Annotated in this window: 11 protein-coding genes and 1 pseudogene; 9 read left to right on the forward strand and 3 right to left on the reverse strand. The window is 41.6% G+C overall.

Annotated elements, in window-relative coordinates:
• The first annotated feature begins 515 nt into the window (after positions 1-515).
• The 8 genes from ilvB (at position 516) to ilvA (ending at position 9,644) form a co-directional block, all read left to right on the forward strand.
• Positions 516-2,222, forward strand: coding sequence for an acetolactate synthase large subunit (gene ilvB / locus MLE14_RS09395; protein ID WP_243298110.1), 1,707 nt, complete (start codon positions 516-518; stop codon positions 2,220-2,222).
• Complete coding sequence (gene ilvN, locus MLE14_RS09400; protein ID WP_243298111.1) at positions 2,219-2,743, forward strand: acetolactate synthase small subunit; 525 nt, start codon at positions 2,219-2,221, stop codon at positions 2,741-2,743. Before ilvB ends, ilvN begins: the two co-directional genes overlap by 4 nt.
• A gap of 14 nt (positions 2,744-2,757) precedes the next feature.
• Positions 2,758-3,783, forward strand: a complete 1,026-nt coding sequence (ilvC, locus tag MLE14_RS09405) for a ketol-acid reductoisomerase (RefSeq protein WP_243298112.1) — start codon at positions 2,758-2,760, stop codon at positions 3,781-3,783.
• Entirely contained in the window at positions 3,770-5,311 is a 1,542-nt protein-coding gene (locus MLE14_RS09410) for a 2-isopropylmalate synthase (RefSeq protein WP_243298113.1), read from the forward strand. The genes ilvC and MLE14_RS09410 overlap by 14 nt, the downstream gene beginning before the upstream one ends.
• A 43-nt stretch (positions 5,312-5,354) precedes the next feature.
• The gene (gene leuB / locus MLE14_RS09415) at positions 5,355-6,452 is read left to right on the forward strand and encodes a 3-isopropylmalate dehydrogenase (protein WP_243298114.1); all 1,098 of its coding nucleotides are present in this window, start codon (positions 5,355-5,357) and stop codon (positions 6,450-6,452) included.
• A gap of 178 nt (positions 6,453-6,630) precedes the next feature.
• Positions 6,631-8,043: a 3-isopropylmalate dehydratase large subunit gene (leuC, locus tag MLE14_RS09420; protein WP_243298115.1), complete on the forward strand. Its 1,413-nt coding sequence runs from the start codon at positions 6,631-6,633 to the stop codon at positions 8,041-8,043.
• 18 nt (positions 8,044-8,061) lie between these two features.
• Entirely contained in the window at positions 8,062-8,643 is a 582-nt protein-coding gene (gene leuD / locus MLE14_RS09425) for a 3-isopropylmalate dehydratase small subunit (protein ID WP_243298116.1), read from the forward strand.
• 62 nt (positions 8,644-8,705) lie between these two features.
• A complete protein-coding gene (ilvA, locus tag MLE14_RS09430) occupies positions 8,706-9,644 on the forward strand; it encodes a threonine ammonia-lyase (RefSeq protein WP_243298117.1) in 939 nt (312 codons plus the stop codon).
• A gap of 64 nt (positions 9,645-9,708) precedes the next feature.
• Here the strand turns inward: ilvA and MLE14_RS09435 are convergent, their stop codons facing one another.
• Entirely contained in the window at positions 9,709-10,155 is a 447-nt protein-coding gene (locus MLE14_RS09435) for a YtoQ family protein (RefSeq protein WP_243298118.1), read from the reverse strand.
• A 240-nt stretch (positions 10,156-10,395) separates the two neighbouring features.
• Here MLE14_RS09435 and MLE14_RS09440 point away from each other — a divergent pair, with 240 nt between their 5' ends.
• A complete protein-coding gene (locus MLE14_RS09440) occupies positions 10,396-10,923 on the forward strand; it encodes a hypothetical protein (protein ID WP_243298119.1) in 528 nt (175 codons plus the stop codon).
• A gap of 179 nt (positions 10,924-11,102) precedes the next feature.
• On the opposite strand, the gene MLE14_RS22725 is transcribed toward MLE14_RS09440, so the two are convergent.
• Positions 11,103-12,203 carry a methyl-accepting chemotaxis protein gene (locus MLE14_RS22725; protein ID WP_390628584.1) on the reverse strand — a complete coding sequence of 367 codons (1,101 nt, stop codon included), beginning with the start codon at positions 12,201-12,203 and terminating at the stop codon, positions 11,103-11,105.
• Positions 12,198-13,208 (reverse strand): annotated as a pseudogene (locus MLE14_RS22730) (HAMP domain-containing protein); the annotation flags it as partial. The pseudogene MLE14_RS22730 and the gene MLE14_RS22725, both read right to left, overlap by 6 nt.
• Between the last annotated feature and the right edge of the window lie 51 nt (positions 13,209-13,259).

The raw sequence follows: 13,259 nt of genomic DNA on the forward strand, positions 1-13,259 counted from the left end.
GGATTTTAGTATTCCCAGAGAGCCGGTGGTGCTGGAAGCCGGTAATACACCCAATCACGACATCCCCTCTGAGTGCTGTTCTGAACTCTTTTAGTAGGAATGGCCGAGTCCACATACTCGTTATCAAATGGAGAGATTGAGGGTCTGACCCTATCAAAATCTCTCACTGAGGTAGTATCTGCGAGGATCCTACAAATTAGGGTGGTACCATGGAAAGGAAAATAGCCTTTTCATCCCTACGAAACGAAGCAAGTGTCGTAGTGGGTGATTAGGCTTTTTTTATTATAGGCTCTGTTACAACTTTGTTGATATTCGCTAAAATCCACTCCCTTTCCGCTGACGAACCATCGAGCCTCCTCGCTCGTACCTCAGTACGCGGGGTCTCGATTGGCTCGTTTTTCCTCAGGAGTCTCGTGGATTTTAGCTCATTACAATTTTGGTTTCCACAGAGCATTATTTATAAAAATGTCACTGGGCCTAAAGAAATAATAATTCCCTTGAGAGGAGATGAAAGAATGAAGGTAGATGTAAAGGCAGATCCTGGGACTCAGCTGAGCGGGGCTGAAACTCTGATCCACGCCTTAAAGCAAGAAGGTGTTGAAGTTGTATTTGGATATCCGGGTGGTGCGGCATTACCAATTTATGATGCTCTCTACCAGAACCCGATTCGTCACATTCTTGCGAGACATGAGCAGGGAGCTATTCACGCCGCAGAAGGGTATGCAAGAGTTTCTGGCAAACCAGGAGTCGTCATTGCAACTTCTGGACCAGGTGCTACTAATTTAGTCACTGGAATAACGGATGCCATGATGGATTCCATCCCTCTTGTGGTATTTACCGGGCAAGTGGCATCTGGACTGATTGGGACCGATGCTTTCCAAGAGGCTGACGTTATTGGAATTACAATGCCAATCACAAAACATAATTATCAGGTCCGTGAATTGCAAGATCTCCCAAGAATTATAAAGGAAGCCTTTCATATTGCTACAACAGGAAGGCCGGGACCTGTCTTAATCGATATTCCAAAAGATGTTTCAACTGTTAAGGGCAAAGTTGTTTTTCAAGACTCGGTTCATTTGCCAGGTTTTCAGCCTACCATTCAGCCGAATGTCTTACAGATTAAAAAGTTAAGTGAAGCAATAGAAGCAGCAAAGAGACCCGTTATTTTAGCCGGTGCCGGCGTATTGCATGCAAGAGCATCTGAACAGCTGCTGGCGGTTGCAGAAACCAAAAAAATACCAGTCGTACACACTCTCCTTGGATTAGGAGGATTCCCAGCTGATCATCCGCTATTTTTGGGGATGGGCGGAATGCATGGATGCTATGCAGCAAACATGGGTCTATATGAGTGTGATCTCCTCATTAATGTAGGAGCAAGATTTGATGATCGTCTCACAGGAAATCTTAAAACCTTTGCACCACGTGCAAAAGTGGCCCATATCGACATTGACCCGGCAGAGATTGGAAAAAACGTCGTGACTCATATTCCAATCGTAGGGGATGCAAAAGAAGCGCTGCAAAAACTGCTGGACGAAAACGGGTCGAGTTCAAAATCCGATGAATGGCTACTCCATCTCAAGGAATATCAGGAACAATATCCATATTGGCATAACGAGGTAAGTGAATGGATATCGCCTCAAGAATTAATCCAAATGGTCCATGAAATTTCAAAAGGGGAAGCAGTTGTCACAACTGATGTCGGTCAGCACCAAATGTGGGCAGCCCAATATTACACCTTTAATCAACCGCATAACTGGGTAACTTCAGGCGGACTCGGAACAATGGGATTTGGTTTTCCGGCTGCGATCGGGGCTCAAATCGCAAAGCCGGATAAAAACGTAATCGCGATTGTCGGAGATGGCGGGTTTCAAATGACATCCCAAGAATTAATCTTACTCAAGGAACTCTCCCTCCCAGTTAAAGTCATTATTGTAAACAACGGAGCACTTGGTATGGTACGGCAATGGCAAGAAAAATTCCATGGGCAGCGGTATTCTCAATCACTGCTTACGGTTCAGCCGGATTTTGTAAGATTGGCAGAGGCTTATGGGGTGAAAGGATATTGCGTATCATCAGCAGAAGAAGCAAGAAAATTATTGTCCGAGGTATTACCGCTAAAAGAACCGGCCGTCATTGATTGCAGAGTTAGTCCGACAGAAAATGTATTTCCTATGGTGGCTCCAGGATCAGGGTTACATGAAATGATTGGGGTGAAACCATGAGAAAAAGAATTGTGACAGCGATGGTTTTGAATCAAAGTGGCGTTTTAAATAGGGTGACGGGGCTCTTTACAAAGCGACAGTTCAATATTGAAAGCATTACTGTCGGTCACACTGAAACAGAGGGAGTCTCCCGTATGACATTTGTTGTATACGTAGAAGATGATCGGCAAATCGAACAGCTTATTAAACAATTAAACAAACAAATTGATGTTTTGAAAGTTTCTGACATCACCGATCAAGCGATTGTGGCAAGAGAATTGGCTTTAATAAAAGTACTGAGCAACGGCCAAACTCGGGCTGAAATAAATGGTATTATTGAACCTTTTCGGGCAAGTGTCATTGATATGTCCCGTGACAGTGTCACTGTCCAGGTAACAGGTGATACAGAGAAGGTTGAGGCAATGATTGAGCTTTTAAAGCCATACGGAATTAAAGAAATGGCCAGAACTGGCGTAACAGCATTTCCGAGAGGTTCACAAAAATCAGTTACAGAACTAAAGCAATACACACTATTTAAATGAGGGGATGAAAAATAATGGTAAAAGTTTATTATAACGGAGATGTAGCAGTGGACGCGTTACAAGGAAAAAAGGTGGCGGTTGTGGGCTATGGATCACAAGGTCACGCCCATGCGCAAAATTTAAGGGATAGCGGCTATGACGTAGTAGTCGGTCTTAGAAAAGGAAAGTCTTGGGAACAGGCAGAGCAAGATGGATTCTCAGTAAAAACGGTTAAAGAAGCAAGTGAAGAAGCCGACGTTGTGATGATTTTATTGCCAGATGAAAGGCAGCCGGAAGTTTACAAAAATGAAATTGAGCCCGCTTTAAAACCCGGAAAAGCATTAGCTTTTGCGCACGGATTTAACGTCCATTTTCATCAGGTGGTACCTCCCAAAGATGTTGATGTCTTTCTCGTTGCACCGAAAGGTCCAGGGCATCTGGTAAGAAGAACGTATGAAAGCGGTGCTGGAGTACCAGCATTATTTGGCGTTTATCAAAATGTGACGGGCGAAGCCGACAAGATTGCTCTCTCTTATGCGAAGGGAATTGGTGCAGGTCGTGCCGGAATTTTAGAGACGACCTTTAAAGAAGAGACTGAAACGGATTTATTTGGAGAGCAAGCAGTTCTTTGCGGAGGCTTAACGTCATTAGTGAAAGCAGGCTTTGAAACTCTCGTCGAAGCTGGTTATCAGCCAGAAGTTGCCTATTTTGAGTGTTTACATGAGCTAAAGCTGATTGTTGACCTGATGTATGAAGATGGGATTGAAGGCATGAGATACTCGATCTCTGATACAGCCCAATGGGGAGATTTTGTATCTGGACCGCGAGTAATCAATGCTGAAACAAAACAAAGAATGAAAGAAGTTCTCGACGATATTCAATCCGGTAAATTTGCAAAAGGCTGGATCTTAGAAAACCAGGCAAATCGCCCGATGTTTAATGCAACGAATGAACGCGAAAAGAATCATCAGATTGAAGTAGTCGGAAGACATTTGAGAAGCTTGATGCCATTCATTAAAAAATCGCAAAAAAAGGAAGTGGTAATGAGTGCGCAAAATTGATGTTTTTGACACAACGCTTAGAGATGGGGAGCAGTCACCAGGAGTAAATTTGAATACGATTGAAAAATTAGAAGTAGCTAAACAGCTAGAACGCTTAGGCGTTGATATTATTGAAGCAGGGTTTCCTGCTGCTTCAAGTGGTGACCTTGAAGCAGTGAAAATGATTGCTGAAACGATAAAAAACAGTTCAGTCACTGGTCTCGCCCGTGCGAATGAAAAAGATATAGATGCTGCCTGGGAGGCTCTGAAAGGGTCCAGTGAACCAAGGATTCATGTATTTTTGGCTACCTCTCCAATTCACATGACCTATAAGCTAAAGATGTCCACCGAGCAAGTGCTTGAAACAGCTGTAGCAGCTGTTAGGTATGCAAAGAAGCGATTCACCCATGTTCAATGGTCGGCTGAAGATGCATGCCGATCAGATAAAGCATTCTTAGTCAAAATCATAACAGAAGTGATTAAAGCGGGAGCTACTGTCATTAACCTCCCGGACACAGTAGGGTATCGGTCACCGGAAGAGTACGGGGCACTCTTCCGCTATATTAAAGAACATGTCCCTAACATCGATAAGGTTAAGCTCTCCGCTCATACACATGATGATCTTGGTTTAGCAACTGCCAACGCCTTAGCAGCGATTGAAAATGGGGCAGATCAGATTGAGGGTACAATTAATGCGATTGGGGAGCGGGCGGGTAACGCAGGACTAGAAGAAATTGCGGTAGCTTTGCATATCCGCCAAGATTTTTATAATGCGACGACCCGATTAAAGCTAGATGAAATTAAAAGAACGAGTAATCTAGTAAGCAAACTTACAGGAATGATTGTTCCCGGCAATAAAGCGGTAGTTGGGAACAATGCTTTTGCCCATGAATCCGGGATTCACCAGGATGGAGTGTTAAAAGAAAGAAGCACTTATGAAATTATTACGCCTGAGCTAATCGGGCTAAAAACAAACAAATTAGTATTGGGAAAACATTCTGGGCGTCATGCCTTCAAAAATAAGGCGGAGGAAATGGGCTTTGAATTAAGTGATTCAAAATTAAATGAAGCCTTTAAAGCATTCAAGGATTTGGCCGACCGGAAAAAAGAAGTGACGGATGAGGATATCTTCGCGATTTTGACTGACAAACAAACGGAAGCTAAAGAAATTCAAGCCTACGATTTAAAGAGTTTACAGGTTCAATATGGAATGGATAATATCCCTACCGCAACGATTGCTGTAGTTACACCAGAAGGAGATTATAAACAAGAAGCATCCACAGGCTCAGGCAGTGTTGAGGCAATTTATAATACAATCGAGAAACTGGTCGATGGACCTGTTACACTGCTAGATTACAAGATAAATTCGGTTGGCGGAGGCAGAGATGCCCTAGCGGATTCATATGTTCAGATTCAATATAATGAAATCACTTCAAGCGGCAGAGGGACGGCTCAAGACGTGCTGGAAGCCTCAGCAAGAGCCTATTTAAATGCAGTCAATCGAGTCTTAAGCCTAAAAGGGATTAAACAAAAAGAAATAGCGATGTAATTGCCATTAACAGAATAGCCAAACAAAATGGGAGGGACCTGCGGTGAAAAAGAAAGTGGCAGTACTGCCTGGAGATGGAATCGGTCCGGAAGTAATGAGCGGGGCGCTTGATGTGTTACATGCTGTGGGGGACCTATTTGGTCACGATTTCGAAGTGGAACAAGGAGATATTGGCGGTGTTGCCATTGACCTTCATAATGAACCACTACCTCAAGCAACCTTAGAGCTTTGTAAACAAAGTGATGCGATTTTATTAGGAGCAGTTGGCGGACCGAAATGGCAGGATGTGCCTGTACATCTTCGACCGGAAAAGGGCCTGCTGGATATCCGAAAAGAACTCGGTCTGTTTGCTAATCTGCGGCCAGTTGCTACATTTGAAAGTTTGCTAGAAGCATCACCTTTAAAGCGCAATGTGATAGAAAATGTAGATTTTGTCATCGTTAGAGAGCTGACAGGCGGCATTTATTTTGGCAAGCCAAGTGAAAGAAGGGGCAAGAATAAAGAGATAGCCGTTGATACCCTGCTCTATGATCGCAGTGAAATCGAAAGAGTGGTCCACAAAGCTTTTCAGCTTGCATCGATCAGAAGAAAAAAATTGACATCCGTTGATAAAGCCAATGTTTTGGAATCAAGCCGAATGTGGCACGAGGTAGTTGATGAGGCATCACAACACTACCCAGATGTAGAGGTGGAACATTTACTAGTAGACGCTGCAGCAATGAAACTAATTTACCAGCCGAAACATTTTGATGTCATTGTTACCGAAAATATGTTTGGGGACATCTTGAGTGATGAAGCATCCATGTTAACTGGTTCGCTTGGCATGCTGCCTTCGGCTAGCCTACGGGAGGATTTTCTCGGCTTGTATGAGCCAGTTCACGGCTCTGCTCCCGATATTGCAGGTCAGGATAGAGCCAATCCGCTGGCAATTATACTTTCAGTTGCTTTGATGCTCAAATATTCATTCGGCCTTCAACAAGAAGCAGAATTAATTGAGCATGCCGTTCAGGAAGTCCTGAATGCGGGATATCGGACTAGAGATCTTGGAGGAGAAACAGGCACCAATGAAATGAGCCAATTAGTTCTCCATTACCTTGAAGAGGAACAAGTATCGTCTGCCATCATGAGTGTTTATTTGTAATAGGCTGATATCTAAAGATTTTGATGAAATGAGCTCAACTGCGGTGTAATTAGCAACAAAGTATTGAAATCAGTCTTGTAAAAATACCCGAAAAACAGCGGGGAACAAGAACATAATCTTGTTCCTCGTTGAACCAAGCTGAAAGATACGGAATGAATGTTAGGGAGGGACAAAGACGTTGAAGCCAAGGAATATTATTGAAAAATTGTGGGAGGATCATGTTGTTTACCGGGAAAGCGGCAAACCAGATTTACTCTATATTGATCTTCATCTTGTCCACGAAGTCACATCACCACAAGCATTTGAAGGCTTGCGCATAAAAAATCGCAAGGTCCGAAGACCAGACCTAACCTTTGCCACAATGGACCACAATGTTCCGACAAAAAATAGGAACATTATTCATGACCAGATAGCTAAAACACAAATGACTAAGCTAGAAGAGAATTGTCAAGAATTTGGAATTCCGCTAGCAGATATTAATCACCCAGACCAAGGGATTGTTCATGTAATTGGTCCTGAACTTGGATTAACGCAGCCTGGAAAAACAATTGTTTGCGGGGACAGCCATACCTCTACTCACGGGGCCTTTGGAGCGCTTGCATTTGGAATTGGAACCAGTGAGGTTGAGCATGTATTGGCTACTCAAACATTATGGCAATCTAAGCCGAAAACCTTACAGATAAAAGTGAATGGCAAACTGGGGTATGGCATTACCGCTAAAGACTTGATTCTAGCCATTATTGCTAAGTTTGGGGTAGGTGTAGGAGCTGGCTACATAATTGAATATACAGGTGAAGCGATTCGTAATCTATCGATGGAAGAAAGAATGACCGTCTGTAACATGTCCATTGAGGCAGGAGCCAGAGCTGGAATCATCAGTCCTGATCAAGTGACCTTTGAATACTTAAAAGGAAAAAGATATATTCCGCAAGGTGCCGCGTTTGAAGAGGCCGTTGAAAAGTGGAAACAATACGCGTCGGACGAAGATGCCGATTATGATAAGACGCTTGAAATCAATGCGGCAGAGGTTGAGCCTCAAGTAACCTGGGGTACGAATCCTTCAATGGGTATTAGCATTAGTCAAGAAATCCCTAAACCGGAGCAATTCGAAAAACCATCTGAGCAAGAGGCTGTCAAACGAGCTTTAACCTATATGGGACTCGAAGGCGGAACAAAAATCAGTGAGGTCACCATTGATTATGTATTTATTGGTTCTTGTACGAATTCGAGAATAAGTGATTTACGGGCAGCAGCAGAAATTGTGAAAGGAAAAAAAGTGCATAAAGGAGTTACCGCGATTGTGGTTCCTGGCTCCCAATCTGTCAGGGTGCAAGCAGAAAAAGAAGGCCTTCATGAAATTTTTGAAGAAGCTGGCTTTGAGTGGAGAGAAGCTGGCTGCAGCATGTGTCTCGCTATGAATAATGATGTGGTTCCAGCTGGAAAACGCTGTGCTTCAACGTCGAACCGGAATTTCGAAGGCCGCCAAGGGAATGGGGCCCGTACTCATCTTGTCAGTCCGACAATGGCAGCAGCTGCAGCGGTAACTGGAAAGTTTACGGACGTCCGCACTCTAATGCCTGTACATCAATAAAAACAATGGAGGGTCATTATGGCTGGTATTCAAAAGTACCGCGGGAAAGTGTTTCCCCTTAACCGGGAAAATGTAGATACAGATCAAATTATCCCTAAACAGTTTTTAAAAAAGATTGACCGTCAGGGATTCGGGAAATATCTCTTTTATCATTGGAGATTTAATGACGATGGTTCTCCTAATCCAGATTTCCCATTAAATAATCAGCAGTATCGTGATGCTACGATTTTACTGGGAGGAGCAAACTTTGGCTGTGGATCATCTCGGGAACATGCTCCATGGTCAATCATGGATTATGGGTTTAAAGTTGTCATAGCTCCTAGCTTTGCAGATATATTCTATAATAACTGCGTAAAAAACGGGCTTTTGCCGATTCGGCTGCAACAGGCTGAAGTTGATAATCTGTTTGAAAAAGCAAGCCAATCAGACTTGGAATTATTCATTAATTTAGAGGAACAGACAGTTTTAGATCAAGCTGGCTTTACCGCAACTTTCGATATTGATCCATACTGGAAGCAAATGCTGATGAATGGTTGGGATGAAATATCGATTACGCTTGCATATGAAGAACATATTCGCAAATACGAATTAACAAGATAGGAGATGAAGGAATTGGGAATTTCCTAAACAAAAATGAAGTTGTTTTAGCGATGGAGAATTTGATGAATACGGTGCATCGAACCCCGCTAAAACAGTCTGCGACATTAAATCGGTTAGTAGGTTATGATGTATATTTAAAAATGGAAAACCTACAAAAAACAGGTTCTTTCAAACTGCGTGGAGCATTGAATAAGGTTACTTCTCTTACGCACGATGAGGCATCTCGCGGAATCGTCTGTGCTTCAGCAGGGAACCACGCCCAAGGGGTTGCATTTGCAGCAACAAAGCGTGGCATCTGTGCCAAAATCTATATGCCGCAATGTACTCCACAAGCTAAGATTGAGGCAACAAAGGGATACGGTGCCGAAATCATTTTAACAGGAGAATCCTATCAAGAAGCCTATATGGCTGCTATGGAATATAGGGATGAATCGGGGGCTACCTTTGTTCATGCATTTGATGATATGAAGGTAATTGCTGGTCAGGGAACCATAGCACTAGAAATGATGCAACAATGTCAGGATCTTGACACAATCGTTGTCCCGGTTGGCGGAGGCGGATTAATTGCCGGAATGGCATTAGCAATAAAAGCATTTAACCCGAGACTTAAGGTTATTGGTGTTCAAGCAGCCGGAGCACCTGCAACTTATAACCAATATACAGGAAAGGGTGAAGCTATTTTAACTCACGCCGAAACGATAGCAGATGGGATTCTTGTTAAAAAGCCAGGGGAAGTAACTTATCCGATTATTGAAAGCCTGGTAGACGATATGGTGCTCGTAGATGAAGAGGAAATTGCAGGTGCAATTCTGTTTATGCTCCAAAGAGAAAAGACATTAGTCGAAGGAGCGGGTGCAGTAGCTTTAGCATCTCTTCTATCTAAAAAAATAAAAGGAAGAAAGGTCGGTTGTGTCGTTAGCGGCGGCAATGTTGATTTAAATAAAATTCCTTATTATAAGGAAATATCTAGACAAAAACAGTTATTTCAGCAGATAGGCTAAATAATGAGCGGTTGTCTCCAGACGCCGGGATGTTCTCCCTCATCTTGAAACAACCGCTTAATTATTATTCAGTTTCAAATACATAAGACAGCACTTTAATTGCCTGATTAATGGTTTCGACCGTTACATTGGCTTTTTGCGAAAGCTCTTTTAAAGCGTGATGATGTTCTTCGGGTCTAATTAAAATAAGGGGCTTGCCTAAAGTGATTGCAGCACTGGCATCCATTGCTGTGTTCCATTGTTTATATTTTTCCCCAAAATAAGCGATAACCAAATCTGCTTTTTTCATTAATATTTGCGTGCGCAAATTATTGATTTTTGAAGCTGCTTCATCCATTAATATTGGAGTTGGCTGTTCCCCTAGAATCTCGACTCCGATCTTGTCAGAACGTGAATGATTTTCCATTGGACCTACAAAAGTTAGAGGGAGCTTTAACGCTTTTGCTTTATCCTTTACTTCATCCCTCCATGGTGAATGAATTTCTCCCGCTAAATAAACAACTAATTCCATATTAATAATACCTCCTTCTTCAATCTTTAAGTTCGCATATTTTCATAACAGTCTAATATAATGAATAGACTACCATTCCAACAAGGTCAAATCAATAAAGCCAATTCATGAAATGAGAAACCCATATACCTCCTTGCGGGAAAAGTTGGGAGTACGCCTATCAGATGATTTATGTTAACATAGTAGGGATGATAGATAGGCGTTACTTGTAAATTTGATCTGTGTTTGGAGGGATTTTCATTGAAGGGGAAAGTGTCCATCTATTTTAAGACACTATTTATTATACTTATTATTTCACTGCTTTCAGCATGTTCTGTCTCTATTGATGATATGAAAAGCCACGCAACCAATGTTATAGAAGAAGCCTTAAATGAAAAGGCAAAAGAACCGAATGAATCAACTTCTAACGGTAATTTGTATCTTCCATTCCTGATGTCAGTTGCTGACGTTTCACCTTCTAATATTATTCTCGAAAAAGGGTCGCAAACATATATACTCTTTTATAATGATATTGAGGAGCCTAATTCTAAAGAATTGTATAATTCATTAATGAACAGTTCGAATTCTATTCTGTTCCATCATAGCATAGAAAAGGAAGGCGAGTTTGCCTATTTAGTAGTCGAGGAGCTAGACAAGGATCAGGTTATTTTGACAGTCGGGATTGGCGGCAAAAAAATGACAACTGAAACATCTACAAAAAATGTAACCACTGATATTGGCAGTATGATTGAAATATTACGTTCATTTAAGCCAGCTGTTCAAAATTAAAAAATCGATAAAAAAGCATGGATCTTTGATGTGATCCATGCTTTTTACATTGGGTCAGGGAAACGATTCTGTTTCCGCGGACGAACTGACAAGCCTCCTGGCGCGTATCTCACCGCGGGGTCTTGCCAGACCGTATTTCCGCAGGAGCCTTGCAGTTTCCTTCCTCCAATCATTAACAGTTAGTTATTTTTCTTTTTCTTTAGCACTTTTTCTTTTATGTTTTTCAAGCTTTCTTTCGGTAATTTAGCTTTAGAAAGCTTGCTGAAAATTAGGTCTAGCTTAGCTTCGAATACGGATTTTGGTATTTCCTCAATTGGTCCAAGGTCTTTTCCATCCAATTCAAATTGAGAAATTTCATGCTGAAGATTTATCGCAATATTACTCAATTCATTGGCCGCTTCTGTTACCTGAGAAATCGCTTCTAGCTGCGTTTCACTCGAAGCACTTACTTCCTCAGAAACTCCAGCAGATTGTTCCGAAATCAGATAAATTGTTTCAAGTTTTTCAGTCAGCTTACTATTAGCTTTTTGAATATCAGTTACGGCCCATTGAATATCTCTTATATTAAGAGATATTCCCGTTACGTGAGTTGTAATGTTTTCAAAGGCACTTTTCGTTTCCCCAACTACTGTTGCCTGTTTTGTTTTGAATTCATCAAATTGACTGGCATCGCGCTTCAATTGTTCCATTTGTTCACTCATGGCAGCAACTAGATCCTGAATTTGTCTAGCTTCGTTTTTAGAACGTTCGGCCAGTTTACGAACTTCGCTGGCAACTACTGCAAATCCTTTTCCAGCCTCTCCTGCCCGAGCGGATTCAATAGCTGCATTTAAAGCCAGCAAGTTTGTATTTTCAGCAATTTCTTCAATTGTTTCGACAATAGTTGAGATTCTGTTTGATTGTTCAGATGCTGAGACAACTTGTTGCGTTAAGTGATTGGCCAGTTCCAAGAATTCATTAGAAGTTGACGAAAGCTCTTGAACTGTTAATAAACCTCTTTTTCCTTCTTCTTCTGTTTGTGCTGCGTTCTTGGAAATAATGGTGCTTAATCCTTCTGTCTTTACAATTTGCTCCGTTACTTCCTTTACCAGCAGATTACTTTCTTCCAGTCTTTCGGACTGATCGGCAGCACCCGCTGCGACTTGTTTGATGGCATGATTAACTTCATTGGCCTGTGCAGTTGTTTCTTCCGAAATCGCTGCCAGATGCTGCGATGCAGCCTGGACAGCATCAGACGAATTGAGAATTTGGATAAATGCATGCTGAACCTTATCAGCCATTTGGTTGAAGGTGTTGGCTAAATCCCCCATTTCATCTTCAGAATGGAGTGCAACCCGATAGGCAAGGTTACCGTTTCCGATTTTTTCAGCACCGAATTTTAATGATAGAATAGAGCGATTAATTCCTTTTACAATATAAAAACTCATGACAAAAATAAAGGCGATTAAAACAAAGCTAAAAAGTATAATCCATAATTGCAACGTTTCATTTTCATTTTGCAATGTAGTTTTTACTTGATTTAAATCTGATTTAACCAGCCCTTCTACTGTAGTAACCGCAGATTCAATTTCTTCACCCAGCTGATTAAAGTCTTCCCTGTAAGCATTGGTTCTGTCGAATGTTCGTAGAACATCATTTAAAAGACGCTGATAATTGGAAAGCGATGTCATAATTTCGTTTTTCGTCGTCTGATTGACACTGGCTGCATTCACAACTTCCTTCATATTTTGAAGATGATCAGCAAATTGGTTGTAGCTTCCCCTGTCCATTGTTATCATGAAATTTTTTTCATAGAGACTAAGCAATGACATCGAATTTACAATACTTGTGTTTCCTGTTGAGCCAGTTAATGAAGTTAGGCTTTTATTGAGAAGGTCTACTTCCCCTCTTATTCCATCGACAGCCGTATATCCAATGGTTGCGTATGTATCTGATAAACCTACAAATCGTTCGTAGTAAGTATTAACCGAATCTTTTATTTTAGTAAATTGTTCTTGAATTTCCCTATTATCCGAATATTCTTTGGCCAAGCTGGTTGCTTCGTTACGAATTACATTGATATCTTCATTAATTCCTGTTGCTGTAGCACTGCTTGGTTCATTTAAATATTGCTGCTCTAGTGTCCTGATTTGGGACATGCTATATTTTAGTGCCTGGCTCCTTTCAACTGCTGCTGATAATTCTTCCTGTACTTTCGTTGCCGCATTTTGTTTTAATGACAGATAGAAATTAGATCCAAGTAAAATAATCATGCCGGCAACTGCACTAATAACGATGAGCCACATTCTTGATTGAATGGTTCTCAAATAAAACCCCCCTCTTTTTTTAAGGAATTT

The organism is Bacillus litorisediminis (genome assembly GCF_022808645.1).
Classification (GTDB): domain Bacteria; phylum Bacillota; class Bacilli; order Bacillales; family JC228; genus Bacillus_BF; species Bacillus_BF litorisediminis.

Coding starts and splice junctions, on each gene's coding strand:
- ilvA (WP_243298117.1), top strand. CDS start 8,706: ATGAATACGGTGCATCGAACCCCGCTAAAACAGTCTGCGACATTAAAT.
- MLE14_RS09435 (WP_243298118.1), bottom strand. CDS start 10,155: ATGGAATTAGTTGTTTATTTAGCGGGAGAAATTCATTCACCATGGAGG.
- ilvB (WP_243298110.1), top strand. CDS start 516: ATGAAGGTAGATGTAAAGGCAGATCCTGGGACTCAGCTGAGCGGGGCT.
- MLE14_RS22725 (WP_390628584.1), bottom strand. CDS start 12,203: ATGGCTGATAAGGTTCAGCATGCATTTATCCAAATTCTCAATTCGTCT.
- ilvN (WP_243298111.1), top strand. CDS start 2,219: ATGAGAAAAAGAATTGTGACAGCGATGGTTTTGAATCAAAGTGGCGTT.
- leuD (WP_243298116.1), top strand. CDS start 8,062: ATGGCTGGTATTCAAAAGTACCGCGGGAAAGTGTTTCCCCTTAACCGG.
- ilvC (WP_243298112.1), top strand. CDS start 2,758: ATGGTAAAAGTTTATTATAACGGAGATGTAGCAGTGGACGCGTTACAA.